General features: G+C 57.1%; 23 protein-coding genes and 1 tRNA gene. 13 read left to right on the forward strand and 11 right to left on the reverse strand.

Translation table 11 applies throughout. The features are described from left to right. Positions 1 to 16: 16 nt before the first annotated feature. The 13 genes from M5B43_RS04780 (at position 17) to M5B43_RS04840 (ending at position 11,356) form a co-directional block, all read left to right on the forward strand. Positions 17 to 91 (forward strand) — tRNA-Gln (locus M5B43_RS04780). 46 nt (positions 92 to 137) lie between these two features. Continuing rightward, entirely contained in the window at positions 138 to 1,079 is a 942-nt protein-coding gene (locus M5B43_RS04785) for a ribose-phosphate pyrophosphokinase (RefSeq protein WP_003208392.1), read from the forward strand. A 138-nt stretch (positions 1,080 to 1,217) separates the two neighbouring features. Next, on the forward strand, positions 1,218 to 1,817 hold the full coding sequence (locus M5B43_RS04790) for a 50S ribosomal protein L25/general stress protein Ctc (RefSeq protein ID WP_248749007.1): 600 nt from the start codon (positions 1,218 to 1,220) through the stop codon (positions 1,815 to 1,817). A 167-nt stretch (positions 1,818 to 1,984) separates the two neighbouring features. Beyond that, on the forward strand, positions 1,985 to 2,569 hold the full coding sequence (gene pth / locus M5B43_RS04795) for an aminoacyl-tRNA hydrolase (RefSeq protein ID WP_248749008.1): 585 nt from the start codon (positions 1,985 to 1,987) through the stop codon (positions 2,567 to 2,569). 22 nt (positions 2,570 to 2,591) lie between these two features. After that, on the forward strand, positions 2,592 to 3,692 hold the full coding sequence (gene ychF, locus M5B43_RS04800; protein WP_248749009.1) for a redox-regulated ATPase YchF: 1,101 nt from the start codon (positions 2,592 to 2,594) through the stop codon (positions 3,690 to 3,692). Positions 3,693 to 4,011: 319 nt separating this feature from the next. After that, entirely contained in the window at positions 4,012 to 4,929 is a 918-nt protein-coding gene (locus M5B43_RS04805; RefSeq protein ID WP_248749010.1) for a sigma-54 dependent transcriptional regulator, read from the forward strand. A 368-nt stretch (positions 4,930 to 5,297) separates the two neighbouring features. After that, positions 5,298 to 5,483 (forward strand): hypothetical protein, encoded by a 186-nt coding sequence (locus M5B43_RS04810; RefSeq protein ID WP_248749011.1) that lies wholly within the window; start codon positions 5,298 to 5,300, stop codon positions 5,481 to 5,483. 483 nt (positions 5,484 to 5,966) lie between these two features. After that, the gene (sctJ, locus tag M5B43_RS04815) at positions 5,967 to 6,767 is read left to right on the forward strand and encodes a type III secretion system inner membrane ring lipoprotein SctJ (RefSeq protein ID WP_248749012.1); all 801 of its coding nucleotides are present in this window, start codon (positions 5,967 to 5,969) and stop codon (positions 6,765 to 6,767) included. 570 nt (positions 6,768 to 7,337) lie between these two features. After that, a complete protein-coding gene (gene sctL / locus M5B43_RS04820; RefSeq protein WP_248749013.1) occupies positions 7,338 to 7,913 on the forward strand; it encodes a type III secretion system stator protein SctL in 576 nt (191 codons plus the stop codon). Positions 7,914 to 8,068: 155 nt separating this feature from the next. Continuing rightward, the gene (locus M5B43_RS27325) at positions 8,069 to 8,632 is read left to right on the forward strand and encodes a CesT family type III secretion system chaperone (RefSeq protein WP_248749014.1); all 564 of its coding nucleotides are present in this window, start codon (positions 8,069 to 8,071) and stop codon (positions 8,630 to 8,632) included. Between the two features lie 14 nt (positions 8,633 to 8,646). Next, positions 8,647 to 10,788 (forward strand): type III secretion system outer membrane ring subunit SctC, encoded by a 2,142-nt coding sequence (gene sctC / locus M5B43_RS04830; RefSeq protein ID WP_248749015.1) that lies wholly within the window; start codon positions 8,647 to 8,649, stop codon positions 10,786 to 10,788. Then, positions 10,785 to 10,988 carry an HrpT family type III secretion system protein gene (gene hrpT / locus M5B43_RS04835; protein WP_248749016.1) on the forward strand — a complete coding sequence of 68 codons (204 nt, stop codon included), beginning with the start codon at positions 10,785 to 10,787 and terminating at the stop codon, positions 10,986 to 10,988. Before sctC ends, hrpT begins: the two co-directional genes overlap by 4 nt. Continuing rightward, positions 10,985 to 11,356 carry a transcriptional regulator gene (locus tag M5B43_RS04840; protein ID WP_248749017.1) on the forward strand — a complete coding sequence of 124 codons (372 nt, stop codon included), beginning with the start codon at positions 10,985 to 10,987 and terminating at the stop codon, positions 11,354 to 11,356. The genes hrpT and M5B43_RS04840 overlap by 4 nt, the downstream gene beginning before the upstream one ends. On the opposite strand, the gene sctU is transcribed toward M5B43_RS04840, so the two are convergent. From sctU to M5B43_RS04895, 11 genes are read right to left on the reverse strand one after another with little or no spacing between them, the layout of a single operon-like run. Continuing rightward, a complete protein-coding gene (sctU, locus tag M5B43_RS04845; protein WP_248749018.1) occupies positions 11,357 to 12,454 on the reverse strand; it encodes a type III secretion system export apparatus subunit SctU in 1,098 nt (365 codons plus the stop codon). After that, positions 12,451 to 13,239, reverse strand: a complete 789-nt coding sequence (gene sctT / locus M5B43_RS04850; RefSeq protein WP_248749019.1) for a type III secretion system export apparatus subunit SctT — start codon at positions 13,237 to 13,239, stop codon at positions 12,451 to 12,453. Before sctT ends, sctU begins: the two co-directional genes overlap by 4 nt. A gap of 10 nt (positions 13,240 to 13,249) precedes the next feature. Next, positions 13,250 to 13,513, reverse strand: a complete 264-nt coding sequence (sctS, locus tag M5B43_RS04855) for a type III secretion system export apparatus subunit SctS (protein WP_248749020.1) — start codon at positions 13,511 to 13,513, stop codon at positions 13,250 to 13,252. A 7-nt stretch (positions 13,514 to 13,520) separates the two neighbouring features. Continuing rightward, positions 13,521 to 14,174: a type III secretion system export apparatus subunit SctR gene (gene sctR, locus M5B43_RS04860; protein ID WP_248749021.1), complete on the reverse strand. Its 654-nt coding sequence runs from the start codon at positions 14,172 to 14,174 to the stop codon at positions 13,521 to 13,523. Then, entirely contained in the window at positions 14,171 to 15,184 is a 1,014-nt protein-coding gene (locus M5B43_RS04865; RefSeq protein ID WP_248749022.1) for a FliM/FliN family flagellar motor switch protein, read from the reverse strand. The genes sctR and M5B43_RS04865 overlap by 4 nt, the downstream gene beginning before the upstream one ends. Then, complete coding sequence (locus M5B43_RS04870; protein ID WP_248749023.1) at positions 15,181 to 15,639, reverse strand: type III secretion system HrpP C-terminal domain-containing protein; 459 nt, start codon at positions 15,637 to 15,639, stop codon at positions 15,181 to 15,183. Before M5B43_RS04870 ends, M5B43_RS04865 begins: the two co-directional genes overlap by 4 nt. After that, positions 15,636 to 16,064, reverse strand: coding sequence for a YscO family type III secretion system apparatus protein (locus M5B43_RS04875; RefSeq protein WP_248749024.1), 429 nt, complete (start codon positions 16,062 to 16,064; stop codon positions 15,636 to 15,638). Before M5B43_RS04875 ends, M5B43_RS04870 begins: the two co-directional genes overlap by 4 nt. Continuing rightward, positions 16,051 to 17,409 (reverse strand): FliI/YscN family ATPase, encoded by a 1,359-nt coding sequence (locus tag M5B43_RS04880; protein ID WP_349292354.1) that lies wholly within the window; start codon positions 17,407 to 17,409, stop codon positions 16,051 to 16,053. The genes M5B43_RS04875 and M5B43_RS04880 overlap by 14 nt, the downstream gene beginning before the upstream one ends. After that, positions 17,406 to 18,311 (reverse strand): FHA domain-containing protein, encoded by a 906-nt coding sequence (locus tag M5B43_RS04885; RefSeq protein ID WP_248749025.1) that lies wholly within the window; start codon positions 18,309 to 18,311, stop codon positions 17,406 to 17,408. Before M5B43_RS04885 ends, M5B43_RS04880 begins: the two co-directional genes overlap by 4 nt. 37 nt (positions 18,312 to 18,348) lie before the next feature. Continuing rightward, entirely contained in the window at positions 18,349 to 20,442 is a 2,094-nt protein-coding gene (gene sctV, locus M5B43_RS04890) for a type III secretion system export apparatus subunit SctV (protein WP_248749026.1), read from the reverse strand. Next, complete coding sequence (locus M5B43_RS04895; RefSeq protein WP_248749027.1) at positions 20,439 to 21,524, reverse strand: TyeA family type III secretion system gatekeeper subunit; 1,086 nt, start codon at positions 21,522 to 21,524, stop codon at positions 20,439 to 20,441. The genes sctV and M5B43_RS04895 overlap by 4 nt, the downstream gene beginning before the upstream one ends. Between the last annotated feature and the right edge of the window lie 80 nt (positions 21,525 to 21,604).

Here is a 21,604-nt window from a genome sequence, read left to right on the forward strand (position 1 = left end):
TCGTTGCAACAGATACAGGGGCGTCGCCAAGCGGTAAGGCAGCAGGTTTTGATCCTGCCATGCGTTGGTTCGAATCCAGCCGCCCCTGCCATTTTCTAATACTCATCCAGGTTACCCTCAGCCTCTAGGTACTGCGCGTGTCCAAGATGATGGTCTTTACGGGGAATGCTAACCCCGATCTGGCTCGGCGTGTCGTACGTCAGCTGCATATCCCTCTCGGTGACATCTCTGTCGGTAAATTCTCCGACGGTGAAATTACAGCCGAGATCAATGAAAACGTCCGCGGTAAAGACGTCTTCATTATTCAGCCGACTTGCGCTCCGACCAACGATAACCTGATGGAACTCGTCGTGATGGCTGATGCCTTCCGCCGCTCCTCAGCGACTCGAATCACAGCTGTAATCCCTTACTTTGGTTATGCCCGTCAGGATCGCCGTCCGCGTTCCGCACGTGTAGCTATCAGCGCGAAAGTCGTTGCTGACATGCTGACCGTGGTAGGCATCGACCGTGTTCTCACGGTTGACCTGCACGCTGACCAAATCCAGGGGTTCTTCGATATTCCGGTAGATAACATCTACGGCTCCCCCGTTCTGGTGGATGACATCGAAGACCAGCGCTTTGAAAACCTGATGATTGTGTCCCCGGACATTGGTGGCGTCGTGCGTGCACGGGCGGTTGCCAAATCCTTGGGCGTGGATCTGGGGATCATCGACAAACGCCGTGAAAAAGCTAATCACTCTGAAGTGATGCATATCATCGGTGATGTCGAAGGGCGTACCTGTATTCTGGTTGATGACATGGTCGATACCGCCGGCACCCTGTGCCATGCGGCAAAAGCCTTGAAAGAGCACGGTGCAGCAAAAGTCTTCGCCTACTGCACACACCCTGTGCTGTCGGGCCGAGCGATCGAGAACATCGAGAACTCCATGCTGGACGAACTGGTGGTGACGAACACCATCCCGTTGTCCGCTGCTGCTCAAGCCTGTTCGCGTATCCGTCAACTGGATATCGCACCGGTAGTTGCCGAGGCGGTTCGCCGCATCAGCAATGAAGAATCGATCAGCGCGATGTTCCGCTAAGGGTCAAACCTTCGGAGCACCTCACTGACGAAAAGCGCCCCGCCCCAGCATTCTGTTGGGGCGGGGCTTTTTTGCCCATATCGCCTTTAGCGCTGGTCGCAAACGCTGGGGCGAATGTGGTTATTTTGGAGATACAACATGAACGATTTTACTCTGAATGCTGAAGCGCGTTCCGACCTGGGGAAAGGTGCGAGCCGCCGCCTGCGTCGTCTCGCAAGCCTGGTTCCAGCTGTAGTTTACGGTGGCGACAAAGCCCCTGAATCCATCAGCATGCTGGCCAAAGAAATCGCCAAACTGCTCGAAAACGAAGCTGCCTACAGCCACGTTATCGAACTGAACGTGGGTGGCACCAAGCAAAACGTAATCATCAAAGCTCTGCAACGTCACCCGGCCAAAGGCCACGTGCTGCACGCTGACTTTGTACGCGTTGTTGCTGGTCAGAAACTGACCGCCATCGTTCCAGTACACTTCGTTGGCGAAGCGGCTCCGATCAAGAAAGGCGGCGAAATCTCGCACGTTATTGCTGAGATCGAAGTTTCCTGCCTGCCAAAAGACTTGCCTGAGTTCATCGAAGTCGACCTGGCTAACGCTGAAATCGGCGCCATCATCCACCTGTCCGACCTCAAAGCCCCTAAAGGCGTTGAGTTTGTCGCACTGGCTCACGGTGATGACAAAGCTGTTGCCAACGTTCACGCTCCACGCGTTGCTCCAGAAGCTGAAGCAGGCGCTGCAGAGTAATTCACTCTGTATTGCCGGAGCTTGAGGAAACATCGCGGACCGAAACGTAGCGAGAAAGCGGGCGATAACGCGAAGTTTATCTCTGGATAAGTTAGCTCCTGTCGTCCACTTTCGCCGCACGCAGGTCAGGCGACGTTATCCACAACTCCATAGGAAGGGCCCCTGTCGTGACTGCCATTAAACTGATCGTTGGCCTGGGAAATCCAGGCGCCGAATACGAACAGACCCGGCATAACGCGGGGGCCCTTTTTGTTGAGCGTGTCGCCCACGCCCAAGGTGTCAACCTTGTGGCCGATCGCAAATATTTTGGCCTGACCGGACGCTTCTCGCATCAGGGTCAGGATATTCGTCTACTGATTCCCACCACCTACATGAACCGCAGCGGCCAGGCTGTCGCGGCGCTTGCGGGCTTCTTCCGGATCAAACCCGAAGAAATCCTGGTGGCCCATGACGAACTGGACCTGCCACCCGGCGTTGCCAAGCTCAAGCATGGCGGCGGGCATGGCGGGCACAATGGCCTGCGTGACATCATCGCGCAGCTGGGCAATCAGAATACCTTTTACCGCCTGCGGCTCGGCATTGGCCACCCAGGCGTTGCCAGTATGGTTTCAAATTTCGTCCTGGGTCGTGCGCCACGCGCCGAACAGGAAAAACTCGATGCCAGCATCGATTTTGCCCTCGGCGTGCTGCCGGATATCTTCGCCGGTGAATGGAACCGCGCGATGAAAAACCTGCACAGCCAGAAGGCCTGACTTTTACCCGAGGGGAAACACCATGGGATTCAATTGCGGCATCGTCGGCCTGCCCAACGTCGGCAAGTCCACCCTGTTCAACGCCCTGACCAAGTCCGGCATTGCGGCAGAGAACTTCCCCTTCTGCACCATCGAACCCAACAGCGGTATCGTGCCTATGCCCGATCCGCGCCTGGAAGCGCTGGCAGCCATCGTTAATCCCAAGCGCATCCTGCCGACCACCATGGAGTTCGTCGATATCGCCGGCCTCGTGGCCGGCGCATCGAAAGGTGAGGGCCTGGGCAACAAGTTCCTGGCCAACATCCGCGAAACCGATGCCATCGCCCACGTGGTCCGCTGCTTTGAAGACGAGAACGTGATTCACGTCTCCAACAGCGTTGATCCGAAACGCGACATCGAGATCATCGACCTGGAACTGATCTTCGCTGACCTCGACAGCTGCGAAAAGCAACTGCAGAAAGTCGCGCGTAACGCCAAGGGTGGCGACAAGGACGCAGTGGTCCAGAAAGGCCTGCTGGAGCAGTTGATCGCTCACTTCACCGAAGGCAAGCCTGCACGTAGCCTGATGAAGAACATGGGCGCTGACGAGAAGGCTGTGATCAAAGGCTTCCACCTGCTGACCACCAAGCCGGTGATGTATATCGCCAACGTTGCCGAAGATGGCTTCGAGAACAACCCGCTGCTCGACGTGGTCAAGGCCATTGCCGACGAAGAAGGCGCCATCGTGGTTCCGGTGTGCAACAAGATCGAAGCGGAAATCGCCGAGCTCGATGACGGCGAAGAAAAAGACATGTTCCTCGAGGCCCTGGGCCTGGAAGAGCCTGGCCTGAACCGCGTGATCCGTGCCGGTTACGAAATGCTTAACCTGCAGACCTACTTCACCGCCGGTGTCGAAGAAGTCCGCGCCTGGACCGTCAAGGTGGGTGCCACCGCACCACAAGCCGCTGGCGTGATCCACACCGACTTCGAAAAAGGTTTTATCCGCGCCGAAGTGATCGCCTACAACGACTTCATCCAGTACAAGGGCGAAGCGGGTACGAAGGAAGCCGGTAAGTGGCGTCTGGAAGGCAAGGAATACATCGTTAAAGATGGTGATGTGATGCACTTCCGCTTCAACGTGTAAGCGTAATTTGCAGTTATCATCCCCGATAAAAAAGCCGATGCATGCATCGGCTTTTTTGTGGGCGACTGTTTACCGGTGACACAAAACACCCCATTAAGACTTAACACAAAGCACCTTAAGATTTTTCCTATTAACTCATTCGTTTTTTTATATTAACGCAACGCCCATACACCCTCACAATAGAACTTGTCCTACGTTACACAGGCAACTAACCACACTAAATACCAGTGACAATCACTGTGAATTTCGATTTACTGAGTTCAGCCTGACCCGCCTCTCCTCAGCAGTGAAGCAATAGCGATAATGGAGTAATCACTCAATGTCGGCCTTCGAACACATGGAAAACGAAACGGATATCTCACTCATTGAAGACCCTCACATTGAGAGTATGTTAAGCAGTACCGCCCCCCTCAACATCGACATTTTATTATTGGGAGAAACCGGTACAGGTAAAGATACATTGGCAAAACGGGTTCATTGTTCATCCAAGCGACAGGGCAACTTCATTGCCGTGAACTGCGCTGCCATTCCGGAAAGCCTCGCGGAAAGCCAATTGTTCGGTGTCAATAGCGGTGCCTATACCGGAGCCGTCCAGTCACGCGCAGGATTTATCGAAGCCTCGCATTTGGGCACCTTGTATCTTGATGAAATTGATAGCATGCCATTGTCACTGCAAGCCAAGCTATTACGCGTGCTGGAGTCCCGGGGCGTGGAGCGTCTGGGGTCAACCCGGTTCATACCGGTAGACATGCGTATCATTGCGTCGGCCCAGCAATCGCTTTATGAAATGGTCAAACAAGGCGATTTCAGACGCGATCTGTATTTTCGGTTGAGTGTGGTCAACATCCGGCTTCCGCCCTTGCGGGATCGCAGAGACCGAATAATTCCGCTGTTTTTGAATATGGTTCAGCAAGAGGCTGAGTATTTTAACTACCCCTCCCCGCTCCCAACCAACTCCCTATTTCAACGATTATTGTGCCATGCCTGGCCTGGCAACGTTCGTGAGCTACGCTCTACCGCCAAACGCTTCGTATTAGGTCTCCCTCCCTTTTCGGAGGCGATGATGGACCATCAGGAAACTGAATTGGGTCTCAAAGAGCGGCTACAACAGATAGAGAAATCACTCATTGAAGAATCATTGCGCCGAAATAGCAGTAACGTGGATCAGGCGGCTGTCGAATTGAGAGTTGCCAAGCGCACATTATATTACCGGATGAAACAACTCGAGATCCGCTGATCAGATACGTAAAAGCCAGTCACTCCATAAGCGTCTGAGCAGGCAGTCTGGCGCTGTGATCCCGCAAACAACCCGTTGTTGCTGCCTGACGGTGTTAAAGGCTATCGCACCCACTTAAAAATTGGCAGACTCCATCACCCTTACTCCTGCGGCGGGGCGGAGGGCGCTTGCCGTTGTACGTACACAACGGCAATCTACGGCGCACTAAAAATTAAGAAATAACTTGAGACATTCATTTTTTTTGATCCGGAACTGTATTCCGCGTGGCGACCACCGAGGCAATACCAGGTCCATGTTGTAACTCGATATACCAAATATCATTACACGTGGGCACTGGCACCTTTAGACTAGTTACTTGGAGAATCCATATGTCCGGTCCAATCAGCCCTTACAATTCCTCTCAAGCCCAGTACGACCTGAGCGCCTACGCTCAAGGAAGCACCGTGGAGGAACAGGCGGCAATAGCAAGAAGGAAGCAAGTCGAAGGCATGATATTGAGCAACGAAGTCAAGCACGACAACAACTACTCAGCTGCCGCGCAGAAAAGGCAGTAATTTAATCGCCTCCTCGGCTTATCAGTCGGGGAGGTGACGCCACACATTAAGGCAGCTTGCAACTGACAAGCCTTCATAAAAATAGCCCCTTCACACGACCGGGTCAAAAATGTTTATAACCGACGATAAATCAATCAAACATGCTGATCTGTCCCCCGCCCTTCAAACGCCAGGCCATTTGCAATCCAATACAGATATTGGTTTTTTTTCATCACAACTCGAACGCCCCACATCGACCAAGGCCATAACCGCCAACCCTGGCACGTCGAATCTACTGATAGCGGCATCAGAGCAACTCGACACTACACACAGCAGAATAACTAGACAGTTAAGAACATTAAGTAAAGACGTCAATAGGGAGGTGATGAAAAAATTCCCAACCGAGCTTTCCAATACATTATTCATGTCGCAAATGCTTGTAAAAAGCCTTGGCAAAACGACCCAATGCATCGACAAAATATGCAATCTACAGTAACAAATAGCATGAAATTCATTCTGCCATTTGTTCTCATGCTCTCTCTTACCTCTATGTTGAGTGGCTGCAGTGACCGTGTCGAACTCCATACCCAACTCTCCGAACAGGAGGCGAATGAGGTCATAGCAGAACTGGCAGATAAACATATCCGTGCGCAAAAAGTTCCTGTCAAGGGCGGTGCGACGGTGGCGGTCAGTGCTAGCGACATCGGACGTGCTGTGCGCACCTTGGAGGCCGCAGGTCTGCCCAGGTTGGCGCGCACTACGCTGGGCGATACATTTCGTAAAGAGGGCGTTATTTCTACGCCGCTGGAAGAGCGTGCTCGCTACATCTATGCCCTTTCCCAAGAGCTTGAAGCCACACTATCAAACATCGACGGTGTCATCGTTGCCCGCGTACATGTCGTACTGCCCGAACGCATCGCACCAGGAGAACCGATCCAACCCGCATCGGCTTCGGTTTTCATCAAGCACGATCCTCGCCTTGATCCCGACAATATCCGTTCGCGTGTCCGCAGAATGGTCGCAAGCAGCATTCCTGGAATGACGACAGCAGTGGACAACCCGCAAAAACTCACCGTGATATTCGTACCTGCCACGGCATACCAGGAGCAAAAGCGACTGGCCTATTTCGGTCCCTTCCTGATACCTGCAGATGATCTCGGCTTTTGGTGGACCAGCATCATCGTCGCGGTGGCCGGTTTGATTTTGACGGTGGCCGGCTCCTTGTTCTGGCGCAACCGGATGCAGCAGTTACAGCAGCAAACGCCTGCACTTGAAGGATCGGCTGGACCTTCCCATGACACCTAGTCCCGATCACACGATGAAGGAAAACCTGGCGTGGGTTCAATGGTGGGCATTTCCCTGGAGGTCATCCCATGAAGGCTGGAGATCCCTGTATCCCGAGATTAATCTGACTCATCGCACTGGAGTCTTGGCAACAAGCGAGCTCGCTGGCATTACCCCCTGCTTGCCTCCTGCGCCTAACCACGCAGTGCGCGTGCTCGCCCTAGCCTCAGCCGAACAACTCGACCTCGCGCTCGCATTGATTCATGGCGCCGTCAATCCAGCAACCGCTCGCTCTTTGAGCGAAGGACACCGTCTGTGGTGTATGAGTCTCTTTAAAGCATTCCCCCCTGACATGCTTCTGCCCAACGATGATCCCTTGCATTTGCTACGTAGTTGGGTAGAGCCCCCTGCCTGGCAGCGCCTTCGATTGCGCTTCCCCTCTATGCGAGTGCTCGATATAGAAAAAAGCACCCCGGTAACCGAAGTCGTGCGCAGCCGGCTGACTACCCTCTGGCAAGCCGTCGCCTGGCGCGTCACATCAATGGAAAGCCACGACACGCTTCCTGACCCGTACGGGCAAGGAATTTAACGATGCTTTGTCTGCACAAAATCGAGTTGCGCACGAACGCTACCAGCCTTCCATTCCCCCTGATCCCCCGGGAAGTGCTCACAGATGTCAGCAAGGCTAATCAGCGCTTGGTGAGCGCCAATGCGCAGGCTGACGAGCTGATAAGACGCGCTGAAGAAAAATGTAAGGTGCTGCAGGAGAAAGCCACGGTGGAAATCTGGCAACGCGCTGATGAACAGCTCAAGTGCTGGGAGCGTGAGCGTGAGGAGATACTCGGGAACATTGAACATTACGCGACCTTGATCACCAACCAGGCGATCAGTTGCATACTTGACGAAACCATCGAGCCCAACCGCCTGGCGGCTCTTATAAAGAAGCTGCTGGCCAGCCAAATGCCGGAGATCAACGCAACGCTATTCTGTTGCCCCGCTGAAATCGAGTATGTAAAACAGTACCTAGCTATTCATGGGGCCACGCGATGGCAGCTTCAGGCGAACGATAGAACTCCACCTCAAACTCTAGTTCTGAAGACAGACGAGGGGGATTTTTTTATCAATTGGAACTCAATGTTCGAAACGGTGCTCAAGCACAGCACATAGCATTAAGAAACCCTATTCTCTCCCGGACATTACGTGTCAAATAATTTTCTATGCGTGGAACTGAATCGCTCATACAAACCACAATACAAAAAAACAAAGAGGAAACGCTATGAATTTTTTTAAGGACTTACCCCTTAAACTTCTGAACAGCAGCAGTGCTCTCCATCAGCAACAGAGACAAGTGGCTGAAGAAGCTTCAGAAACCGGAGACCTCGAACTTTTCTATAGGCTGTCGACACAGGTGCACTACACCGACTTCGCTCATCAAGAGCAAGGTCGTATCAATCATCAAATACTCAGAACAACGTTTGACAGTTTCCAGTGATTTGAAAGATATCATTGTTCACTGGTTGGACAGCGGGAAAGAACAGATCATCTTGTTTGAAGATAACGACGAAATTGTACTTAGCCGTCGGGGAGATCAGTTACTACTAAGCGTCCGGCTGACGTCAGCCCCACCTTCTGACGCACTCCTACAATGCTGGATGCGGCTCGGAGCTGCCAGCCTTAGTCATTTTCAAGGTGCATTGGCACAGGCGTCAGCCAGTGGTGCGCTTTGGCTGGTTCAAAGTCTCCAGACTGCACCTGGCGAGTCGTATCTGCTCAGCGCCATCGAACACTTGCTCAACCAACGTGATACCTGGCGCTCCGTCGTCGTGCGTCTGAAAAAAGCCTGTCCTTCGCCCCCGCCCACCTCATTACGTTCGTTGCTGTACTAATCAGAGAAGCTTCTATGTATAACAAGACCCATCAGCGCAACAGCTTACGCAGTGAGCCGCCTGAAACTTCATCCCGAAGAATCGATTGGCGTGTCCTAATCACAGTAGCCTGCTTGCTGGCTCCGGCCGCCCCAACCCTTGCCGCCATCCCCCCCGAATGGAAAAACACCGCCTACGGCTATGAAGCCGAACACAAACCCTTGCGGGAAGTACTCGAAGATTTCGCCCAAACCTTCGGCACACAACTCCAAGTCGAGGGCCTGCTGGAGGGCAGCGTCAACGGCAAGATACGCGCCAACACCCCACAGTCGATGCTTGACAGGTTGGGCGTGGAGCACCGTTTCCAGTGGTATCTCTACAACAACACCCTGTACATCAGCACCCTGGATCAGCAGGAGTCTGCGCGGCTGGAAGTCTCATCCGAAACCATTGCCGACCTCAAGCAAGCGCTGACCGATATCGGCCTGCTCGACAGTCGCTTCGGCTGGGGCGAGTTACCGGAAGACGGTATCGTCCTGGTCTCCGGCCCCAAGCGCTATATCGAACAGATCAAGCAATTCAGCAGCCAGCGTCGTTCGCCAGACGAAAAGCAGAGCGTGCTGAGTTTCCCGCTGAAGTTCGCCAACGCGGCGGACCGGAAAATGCAATACCGCAGTGAACAAGTCATCATCCCAGGCGTCGCCAGCATGTTGCGGGGGCTGTTGGATCCGCGCGCTACCTCAACGCTTTCCGGGCTGACACAACGCCCCGCCTCTACGTCCCAGCCCGCGCCGCTCACGCCGTCTTTTCCGCGCCTGAGCAACCCACTGCTGGGGCAAATGCTCGGCGCATCATCGCCACCCGGGCAGGCAGATTCAGGAATGTCGATCTCGCCTCGGGCACCGGTCAGCACCAGTCGAATTCGCGTCGAAGCCGACGTGCGCAATAACGCAATCCTGATTTATGACTTGCCGGAACGGCAGGCGATGTACCGCGAGTTGATCAGTCAGCTCGACGTGGCACGCAAGCTGGTGGAAATCGATGCGATTATCCTCGACATCGAGCGCACGCAACTGGACGAATTCGGTATCAAGTGGGGCTTTCAAAACAGTCGTTTCAGAGGCGGTGTCAACGTGGCGCCTGGCACCTCCCAGCAGCTATCGATCGAGCATCGTGATCGTTTTAAGGCCGATGTACGCGCGCTGGAAGCCCGCGGCCTGGCAACCATGGTGTCCAATCCGTCGGTGCTGACCCTGGAAAACCAACCCGCGGTCATTGATTTCAATCGCACCCAATACCTGACGGCCGGCACCGAGGTCGCGACCGTTCTGCCCATCACCGTCGGCACCAGTTTCCAGGTGGTCCCCCGCGTCATCACCAGCCGCAGTGGCTTCCAGATCCATCTGGCGGTGGATATCGAGGACGGTAACTTTGACGAGTCAAACCCTGAACGGCTCGGCCCCGATGTACGCCGGGGCACTGTCAGCACCCAGGCCGTGATGGCGGAAAAGCGCTCGCTGGTGGTCGGCGGGTTTCACGTGACGGAAAACTCCGACAAACAAAACAAGGTCCCGCTGCTGGGGGATATACCGTTGCTGGGCAAGGCGCTGTTCTCCTCAACCGAGCGGAAAAACAACCGGCGTGAAAGGCTGTTCATTCTCACCCCACGTGTCATCGGTGATCAATCCGACCCCTCGCGCTATTTGCCCCAGGACGATCAGGTCGAGCTGCAGGCCGCACTCAAGCCCTTGGCTCGGCGCTATGCTCCCCACGACCCCGTCATCAACCGCAGCGATATCATCAGCACCCTGGCGCACCTGGTCAGCGGCGAAGTGCCCAAGGCTTTCAAGACGGCCCCCATGCCCTTGGGCTTAAACACGTTGTGCAGCACCCGCGACCTGCTCGCGCTGAACACCGAGCGCAGCCAGTGGTATGCCGGCCCGCACTACAACGTAGCGATCGTGGTGTTGCGCAACCAGTTCAACCGCAACGTGCGTATCGATGAAAAAGAGTGCAGCAACTCGCAGACCCTGGCCGTCAGCGTGTGGCCGCGCGCGTGGCTCAAGCCGGGTGAGGAAGCTGAGGTATTTATCGCCATGCGCCCGGTCGTGAAGGATGAACATCTCAGCGTGCCACGCCCTTCCCTGCTCACCCCAACCCGGATAACTTCGCCATGAACCACAGACTGTTGCCTGCCGCCCTGATGAGTGCCGTATTGCTTCTTGCAGGTTGCACGCCGACCTGCAAGGGCGACTCCTGCTCACGCCCGCAATCGGCGAAGGATAAGATGGTGATCTGGTGGCCACCACAGATGCGCGTCGAACCTGGCCCCGCCGGGGAGCGCTCGGACTATCAGACGGTCTCTCTGGAGCGATGAACACGGGCACATCGCCAGACGAGCATCTGCAACGCCAGATGCTCATCGACAACCTGGTGAGCGGTAACCCCGCTCACCAGCAGTTGTGCCCAGGGGTCTCATTCTGCTCACGCGATGCCGGCGGTCACCGGGGAGTGGCATTACAAGTCGCTGCCATGGCCTTGCAAGCCGGGCAATTGGAACGGGTACTGGAGCGCCGCTTTGAACGGGCGCTGGCGTTCGACGGCTGTTACATCTATCTGGACCAACAGGGCGCAATGATCATCTGGCACGCCCTGCCCCCTCAGCGCCAGGCACTGGACAAAATCCTCAGCCGGATGCTGTCGCTGGCCAACCTTGAAGCGCTGGACGACGCTGCCATACGCTGATCAGCGCCGTTCCAGCTCTGGCAACTCCAGGGTTTCACGCTTGGCTTCATCGTCAAGCTCACGCAGGGTGCGGTAGATCAAGGCTACGGCCTGCAACGTCTCGCGAGGAATGTTGGCCCCTAGTTTTTTCTCGTAAAGCGTACGCGCCAGCCATACGCATTGAATAACCGGAACATCGGCAGCCTTGGCTCGATCAATCAGCTTGCGCGCATGCGCATCCGTGCCCTTGGCCACCAGTTGCGGCAGCGGCGTTTTGCCGGGGCGGTAATACAACGCGACGGCAAAGTGCGTCGGGTTGACCACCAACATGTCCGACTCCTCCAGCTTGGGCAATTTGACCTTGGGTTCTTCCTGAGCCAATTGATACGCCAGCGAGCGTCGTTGCCCTTTGACATGGGGGTCCCCCTCCATGTCCTTGTACTCTTTGGTGACCTCGACCTGGGTCATGCGCATGCGCTTGGCGAAGAAGTACCTCTGCTGCGCCAGATCGATAAGCGCCAACACCAACAACAGCCCCAGGCACATATGCAATAAATGGCGAAACAATGTGATCAGCGCCTGGATATAAGTTGGCAGGTCGCTGTTGGCAAGGTTGATCAAAGGCCCTAATGAGGGACGAATGACAACGTAGAGTATCAGCCCAAGGAACACGGCCTTGGCGACTCCCATCAACACGTTCATCACGGACCGGGCAGAAAACATCTGCTTGATCTGAGTCAACGGGTTGAGGCGATTGAAGTCCGGCTTCAGGGACTCAGGGGCGAACAGCAACCCGAACTGCATCCAACCGCTGATCAGCTTCACGCTGATCGCGACCCCGGCCATCATCAGGCCGAACGAGAAGAACAACACCAAGCCTTCCGTGAGCACTTCCTCCAGGGCGCGAGTAAACGGTTGCCCGATTCGCGACAGGGACATCGCCATGAACTGCTGGAAGCGCTGCATGCTGGTGTCGGCCGTGAACAAGGCGATCTCGCTCAACGCCGTCAGCACCAGCAACTTGCCCACGTCCTGGCTTTGGGCAACCTGGCCTTTCTTACGCTGATCGCGCAGCTTCTTGGCACTGGCCGGGTGCTTCTTTTCTCCCGAGTCACTCATGCCGACGCAGCCTTGAACAGCAAGCCCAGAAGGTGCTTGAGATCCCCCAGCAACGCCATGCGCCCGACAATCAAATCCTGCAGCAATGCAAAATACAGCAGCAGGATACCAATGCCCGCCAGGCTTTTGATGGGGGGGGCCAGCGTACTTACCTGCAACTGCGGGCTATAAAGCCCCAGCAACGCAACGCCGAATTCCAGCAATAGCAGCACGGCGATAAAGGGCGCGGCATACAGCATCATGTGAGTAAAGGTATCGCCGACCAGGCCGACGAACACACTGAAACCATTAGCCGCAGGCAGCGGGAACCAGACAGTGGCCGGCCAGACCAGGTAACTGTCCCAGATCACCTGGGTCAACGCGCCCAGGCCGAGGCTGACCATCAACAGAAAAATCGCCAGTTGCTTGAACAGGTGCCCTATCGGCGTAGCGTCCGGCCCCAGCGAAGGGTTGAGCTGGCCACCGGCCAAAGCCCCACGCTGGTTGTCCAGCAATGCCCCGACCGACTCAAACATCCAGAACGGCATGGATAACAACACCCCCAGCATAAAACCCAGGGCTGCTTCCTTGAGCACCAAAGCGGCCATCATCAGGGCCGAGAGGTCCTGCTCGATCAATACGGCATGAATGCCAGGTGCCGGCATCAGCGCCATGACCATCACAATGGTATGCCTGGGCATGCCGCGGATGTGCTGGAAACAGAATGCCGCGACCAGAAAGGCGCAAGGATAGATACGCGCCATGGCGACCAACAGACTGGGCAAGAGTTCGAGATACAGCAACACAGAAGGTACCTCAGTTCAGCGCCGAGCGGCCGATCATGTCGAATGTCAGGTTGATCAGCTGGATCAACTCCACGCCAATCCAGCGCCCCGTCATGATCAACGTGATACCCACCGCGACCAGTTTGATCCCGAAGGGTAGTGTCTGATCCTGTATCTGCATCAGCGCCTGCAGCAGAGATGTCAGTACGCCAACCACCACTGCCACGATGAGCGGCGGCGCGGTCAACACCACCACCAGCAACATGCCCTGTTTGAACAGTACGATTGGTTCCATAAGCCACTCAGAGATAGGAAAGGAACAGACTGTCGAGCAACCGCGACCACCCGGACACCATCACAAACAGCAGCAACTTGAGGGGCAGTGAGAGGGTCATCGGCGAGACCATTTGCATGCCCAGTGCCAGCAGCAGGTTGGAGACGATCAGGTCGATCACGATGAACGGGATGTAAATCAGAAAACCGATCTCGAACCCCGCCTGCAGTTGCGACAATACAAATGCAGGAATCAGCAGGATCAGGTCTTCACGCTGGACCTCCTGGGCCATGGGCGCGGGCCAAAGGCGGGCGGTGTTCTCCAGCAGGTGCGTGAGCACGTCCGGATCGACATTGCGCAACATGAATGCACGCAACGGCTTGATGGCCTCGCTCCCTGTCTGCAATACGGTTTGCACGTTGCTCATGTCCAGGGGCGAAGCCTTGACGCTCTCGGCGATTTCGTAGCCTACCGGCGCCATGATGAACAGCGTCGCCGCCAAGGCGATGCCATTGATAGCCATGCTGGGCGGCACTTGCTGCACACCAATGGCATTACGGGTAATCATCAGCACAATCACAATCTTCAAAAACGCTGTACAGATGACCAACAGCATGGGCATCAACGACAGTGCCCCAAGAAAAAGCGCGAGAACGAGGGGGTCAAGCCCCTGAAGTATCATCGGGCGAAGAGCACGCGGGACAACTGCAACCCCAGGCGGCCGTCGATTTCCACCAACTGCCCCTGGCCAATGGGCCGATCGCCGTAGTAAAGACCCGCCATGCCCGGTGCGTAACCGGTGATGCCCAGCACCGAACCGGGGCCAATATTGCGCAACTCGCCCAGGGTGAGGTTGAGTGTTCCACAGCGTATATTCAGCGCCATACTCAACTCATCGAAGGGTTCGTGGCCAAATACATCGGCCACGGGTTCGCCCTCCCCATCCTCGGAGTAAGGGGGCGCTGCAAAATTATCGTCCACAGAGATGTCCTCGATAGCAGTAAGGGTCAGGTACAAAGCCCTGGTGTCATCGTCAATGTCCCCGTGCAGCCGCTGCCGGCCGACTTGCACAAAGCCCGCGCCCTGCGCTTGGAAAAGGGCCTGCTCGAGGACCAGCACATCACCGACCTGCAGGCTGCATATCTGTGCAATCGTTAGCTGCACATGACCCAGGGTGACGGCAATCGCCAGTTGAAAATGATCGGGCAGCGGCGCGGCGATGGAGCGCCATTGGCCGGCCTCGCACAACGCCAGAAAGCTCTCGGCCGACAGCCACAGATAACCCACGACGCGGGACGCGCCGAGGGTCACGCGTAACCGGCAACCAAAGCTCAAGGTTTGGGCACTTGGCAGCAACCGCAGGTACCCGAACAGTTCGCGCAGCTGGGGGCTCAGATGATGGTGGAACAAGGCCCAGAACCAGGAATCCGGATCGTTGCCCGCCTGCGCCAACGTCACCGGGCATTCCCCCATCAAGCTGAGTTGCGGCCCAGGCTCGCTGAAACCCAATACCCCGCAGGCGGCTTCGAAACAGAGCGGCTGGATGTGCATGGGGGCGCTCCCGGGCTCAAGGCACAGCTCACCCTGTAGTTCGCCAACCTGGAACGGCATACGCAAGCCGCGCCCCAACCGCCGTCGGGCGGCTGCGACATCGGCGCTGACAGTCAGTAGGCCCAGAGAAGGCAGCATCATGTCGGCACCGAATTCGCCACACGTAAATCCACAGGTAACTCCAGGCTCGCGGCGAGCCTGTGCTCACACCGCTGGCGTACGCTATTGAGCCAGCACGTCGTCGTTTCTTGCTCCGCCTCAAGCTCAATATTCCAGCCGGTCTTTTCTCGACGGACACTGGCGTTGATCCGCCCCAGACGCGGTATATATAACGTCGCCTTCAGCGGCCACTGTGAAACACCCTGCAGCCGAGGTGCCAACTGCTCGGTCAACGCCTCGACCATGGCGAGATCGCTGGATGCCTTGGCTGCGGCCCGGGACGTGCCATGGCCTTTGTCTTGAGGGTCATCACTGAACAATTGAGTAAAGAGTTGCCGTTGCTCCCAAGGCACGAGCATGCCGACCTCGGGGACACGATCCTCCGAAGATTCACGTTGGCGACGGTGTTCAGGCGGATTGACTGAAACGTGGTTCATATCGGCTCCTGCGTCAGTAAATTGGATAGCTCTTGAATTTTTTCTACTTGACGCAAGCACAAGGTCACCTGCCTTTGCGCGCTGCCGACCGCCATGGCTTGCTGTGCACACTGCCCTTGCAGCGCCTGCAATTGGTGTTCTTCGCGCCGGGTGTTGACCGACAAGTTCTGCTCCTTGGCGCTCCAGGCCTTGAGCGCTTTGCGGTCCAGCACCTGCCCCTGGTGCTCACTCAACAGCTGCGCAGTTTGCCGGGCCTCTTCCTGGCGCGTATGTTCCAGCGCGTCCTGCGCTTGCTGGATGTGGGCGGCCAGGGTTTTCTGGGCTTTTTTTGCCTCGCGCAGCGCACGCTCGGCACGGTCTGCACGGTGTCGACGCAGACGCCGTAAGGTGTCGATTTCACCCGACAGCACTTCAGAATGGGACATAGGCGGTCAGCTCTGTCAGTTGATCCATGGTCGTGGCGATCGGCGATGGCTCACGTAAGTCCTGGCGCAGGAAACCATCCACGGCCTGGCGGCTGTCCACGGCCATGTCTGTCAGCGCGTCGTTGCCAGGCTGATACTCGCCTAGCTTGAGCATCAGCTCGATCTGCTGGTATGCCGACAACAAGCGCCGCAGCGCCGTACCGGACTGGATATGCGCAGGCTCGGAAACGTTGCTCAGAATTCGCGACAGGCTGGCCAGCACATCGACTGCGGGGTAGTGACCGCGCTCGGCCAGTTTGCGCGACAAGACAATATGGCCATCGAGCAGGGAGCGAACTTCATCGGCCACCGGATCGTTCATGGAGTCCTGTTCGATCAGCACCGTGTAGATGGCCGTGATCACGCCTTCACGCGTCAGCCCGGCGCGCTCCACCAAACGCGGCAGCAGGCTGTACACCGACGGCGGCAAACCACCACGGCCCAGGGGCTCGCCCGCAGCCAGGCCTATTTCGCGCTGGGCCCTGGCGAAACGGGTCAGGGAGTCGATCAACAACAACACCCGTTTGCCCTTGCGCCGAAAGCCCTCGGCCAAGGCCGTCGCCGTGAATGCGGCACGCGCGCGCTCCATGCTGGAGCGGTCAGAGGTGGAACACACCAGTACGGCTTTGGCACGTAGCTGATCGTCCAGTTCGTGATCGAGAAACTCGCGCAACTCGCGACCCCGCTCACCGATCAACCCGAACACAATCACGTCGCACTCCACGTTACGGGCGATCTCGGCCAACAAGGTGGTCTTGCCACAACCGGCACCGGCAAACAGCCCGACGCGTTGGCCCTCCCCCAGTGTGATCAGGCCATCGATCGAGCGTACACCGGTGGCCAACGCGCGGTTGATCCGTGGCCGCTCCGTGGGTAACGGCGCCTCACACAGTACCGGGGTTGCCTCGCCGGTATCAGCCTCGACGAAGGCGCTGGGACCATCACCCGCAATCGGCCGGCCGAAACCATCCAGCACCTGCCCCAACAGATCATCCCCCACCCGCACCCGATGAGGCACTCCAAGGCGCTCCACGCCGGCACCGACACTCACCCCCTCCAGGTTGCCCAGGGCACTGAGCACCGCATCCTGCTGATCAAAGCCGATAATTTCAGCGAGCATGTAATCGCCAGGTTTTTTTTCAACCTGGCACAGGTCACCGATACGTGCCTGCGGCAGCCGACATTGCATCAGCATGCCATTGACGCGCTGTATGCGACCGCGCATCGTGACCGGCGTAAAGCCCTTCAGCGCCGCTGACTGGCTCTGCTGCCACGCCTCAAGGCGCTCTTGCAGCGTGCCGCTCACCAATTCACCTCGTACCGTTGCGCACCGTCGAAAATCACTTTGCCGTTATCGAGCAACACCAGGCGCAGGCCATCCACTTCGTCGCCCACGAAGAGTCGGGGTCCCTCCTCCAATACAACATGGCCGTTCGGCCCACCCACAATCTGCAAGATCTTGAACGGCAGTGCGCTGTCGCGAATCCGCACGCGACTGATAACCGGCACACTCGTCTCGAACTGCTCGGCAAAGCGATCCAGCATGCGCGCCACCAATGCCACGTCCTCTTGGGAAACATCACCGTTGAGGGAGATCTGCCCATTGATTACCTGCAAGCTGACACGTTGGGTCAGTTCGCGTTCGATGAGCATCTTCAGCAACTGTTGACGCACCTCAAATGGCGAGCCCAATTCAGGCTTCTGGGCCACGACCGGCATCAGCGATGCCTGGGCCTCGCGCTCACCGGAAAAAGTAATACCGGCCGCTACCACCAGCACGGCAAACACCAACACCAGGCTGATCAAGCTTTTTTGTTGAGACGATGAAATGGATGACAGTTTGAGCGCCAGTGGCGCTTGATTCACTGACTCAGAGACCAACCGTTCTGGCCTGAGAAGCGGCGCGGGTGGCCAAGGCTGATCGGCAGAAGCGACGCACAAGCGAACGGAGCCAATCAAAAAGACCGTATCGAGCGCCAGGTCGCTGATTTGTGCCAACACTTGCCCATCACTGTCTTTCAACAACCCAGCCTCGGCCTGGACCGACCAACGCTCGTCGATCAACCGCAAGCGCGCATGGCGTTCAGCAATGCCGGGGTCCGTCAGCAGCAGGTCCGCATCCGCGTTGGCACCCATGCCCCATTGCTCACCAAACAACGGCAATGCGGCCCCCTGATGCAAACCATCCAGCACTCGCAACTCGAACATCATCGGGTCATCCTCGAGTCGAGGGGGAGCAGGCTGTTCACGCTGCAGCTCCACGCATCAACTCATCCTGTTCCAGGTCAAAACGCCCCAACACCTTGACCTTGGAATCACTCCCAAGCTCAGCAAAAGACAACACCGGTACATGGTTGAACTCGTCCAGCAACAGGGTACGTAAAGGGCTGCGCAGGTCCTGTGCAACCAACATCACGCTCTTGCTTTTAGGTCGTACCACGAATGCCTGGTTGAGCAGGTTGACCAGGGCCGCACTGCTGTCGTTATCGAGGGCAAAGAACACCCCGCTTTGGGTTTGGCGCAATGCTTCGCGCAAGGTGTTTTCTGTCTGGGGCGATAGCAGCCAGGCATGCAGGCCGTCGGCCTCGCTGTACTGGTGGAGGATTTGCGATTTGAGGGCAATGCGCGCGTAATCAGCCAAAGCCTCCGGCTCACGCTCATGTTGGCCATACTCGATCAACGACTCCACAATCAAGCGCACGGCGCGCAACGGCACCCCTTCACTGGCCAGCCGCTGCAGCACTGATGAGAACCGCGATAGCGGCATGATCCGTTGCAGCTCCTGCACCAGCTCCGGCTGGTTGTGTTCAAGCCAACTGAGGATCGACTTGCTTTCCTGGATGCCGAGAAACCTCGGCCCGCTGAGCATCATCGCCCGCGTCATGCGCTCGATGATCAGGCTGAAAGCACTGAAGCGTTCAATCTGGGGGTCGTGAAGCAACGGGTCATCAGGGGCCAGCCACAGCCAGCCCTGTTCGTCTCGCTCAACCAGCCCTCTTGTCCCTCTGTCGAAGGGCTGCGCCAGCGCGGCGTAATCAACCGCGAACTGATCGCTCAGGGTCGCCGTCATCATTGGCACCTCATGCACGCAAAAGCGCATCTCGTCGGCGGCCAACGACTCACTGAACTCAGCCTCGAACGGCGGCAGTGTCAAGCCGATATTGGCGACCAGCGAATTGCGCGCCTGGCGAATCTTGTGCACGATTTCGGCGACCCGAGGCGTCGAATACATCGACGTGTGAAACTGCAGCAGATAGGGCCGCGACGGGTCGAAGCCACGCAGGTCTTCCTCACCGTTTTCCTCTGGGCGCACTGCAATCTTGGCCTGAGGAGCCGGGGATTCCTCGCGCTGACGCTGGCGCACGAGGTAATACCCCAGGCTGCCGGTCATCAGCGAAATCAGAATAAACACCACGGTGGGCATGCCAGGCAGTGCGGCAAAGGCCAGCATGCCCACCGAAGCAATCATCCAGCTCTTGGGCTCGCTGGTCATCTGCCGGGCAATTTCGGCGCCCATGTTGCTGACGCCCTTGCGGCCATCCGGCGCCACACGGGTAATGATCATGCCGGCAGTCAAGGAGATCAGCAGCGCGGGAATCTGTGCGATCAAGCCGTCGCCGATGGTCAACACCGAGTACAGCGCCATGGAGTCACCGGCGCTCATTCCGTGCTGGAACATACCGGTCGAGAAGCCGCCCAGCAGGTTGATGAGCACAATGATCAAGCCGGCAATCGCATCGCCCTTGACGAACTTCATGGCGCCATCCATGGCACCGAACAACTGGCTTTCGCGGGACAACTGCTCTCGCTTGTCGCGCGCCTGCGCGCCGTCGATCAAACCGGCGCGCAAGTCACTGTCGATCGACATCTGCTTGCCCGGCATTGCATCCAGGCTGAAACGGGCGGCAACCTCAGCGACCCGCTCCGAGCCCTTGGTGATCACCAGGAAGTTAACGATGGTCAGGATCATGAAGATCACCAGTCCCACCGCCAGGTTGCCACCCACCACAAAGTTACCGAAGGCTTCAACGATGTCGCCTGCGTCTTGCTCCAGCAAAATCAAGCGCGTGGTGGCGATCGACAAGGCCAGGCGAAACATGGTGGTCAACAGCAAAATCGAGGGAAAGGAGGAGAATGCCAACGGGCCGGGCAAGTACAACGCCAGCACAATCAACAAACAGGAAATACAGATATTGAGCGCGATCAGGATGTCCACCAGCCACGTGGGCAGCGGCACGATAAAGATAAACACAATGGCCATGACCACCACTGCGCCTAACACTTCGGCGCGCCGCGCTACCTTGAGCAGCAACGCATTGATGGACGCCAACGCTGTCAACCGCGAGCCCTCGCATCACCGGCAAATTGCGGGTGACCCCGTTCCGAACGAGTGAACGCATCCATGACCAGCAAGAAGTGGTCCAAGGCGTCCTGACGGCCTTGAGGATCAAGCCATAGGGCCCGGGGCAGGTCTTTTATCACCGGGTACAGAGCGTTCAACGACACCAGTTGGCTGGCAACCTGCTCGCCTCCCAATTCGTGCGCCAGACGTTGCACCTCTGAGGACGCAATACCGGCGCTGATATAGCCCAACAGGCATTTCAACAGCGTCACGGCGTCCTGTTGGGCTTTCAGGTACGGAATCAACTTCTTGCAAGCGGCCAGCGCCGTGCTCAAGTTGCTACAGCTTTGCAGGCCCAGCAGCAATGTGCGCAAAAGCGCGGTCGGCACCGAGGGGGTGTTTGCTGCGATATCGTCCGCCAAGGCGCGGCGCATCAGGTTGAGGCCATCAGCAAACCGCTCGTCGCCGAACACGCCCAGCAGCGATTGCATCATGAGCGCCAAGGACTGACGCGTGACCACACTGGCGTAGTAAAGCTCGCGTACGGCCTGGCGCTCGTTCGGGTTGCCACCGGCCAGTTGCAACGCCGCAGCGATGTTCAAGCCGGCCTGGATCTGCAGCTTGAAACGAATTTCCAGCTTTTCAAGTGCCTCTCGCGCCATCTTTTCTTCTGCTTTACGCGCCTGGGCTTGCGCCTCGGCAGCCACGAACTTAAGGACCACAAACGTGCGCGCAGGATCATTTTCGGTAAGGTCCAGCAATTTTTCGGTGAGGCTCTGCGATTTGTCGGTACTCCCCCACAGCAGCAGTTGCAATCGCACCAGACGAGCGATAGAGGCCAGCGTGGTTTGGGCGGGATGGCCCAACTGCTCGTAAAGCTCCACGAGGTGCATCACCGGCTCGACGCGGCTGCCGATCACTCTTCGCTTCAGGGCTATTGTGTTGGACGACACTTCTTCGCTGAAGATCTGAGCAATGTCATCAACTCCCGCTGCTTTAGGCTGCGTTGGGGCGGCGCTGACACGAGGCTGATCCGAACTCAGGATTTGCTGCACATCGTTGGCGGATTCGATTTTCATGGGCGGACCAAAACAGGAAGTTTGTGTCCCTATGTGGCAAACAACCACGATACGGTTCCATCGAAACGTGCCACCTGCAA

Origin of the sequence: Pseudomonas sp. MWU15-20650, assembly GCF_023242475.1 — a bacterium.
Classification (GTDB): domain Bacteria; phylum Pseudomonadota; class Gammaproteobacteria; order Pseudomonadales; family Pseudomonadaceae; genus Aquipseudomonas.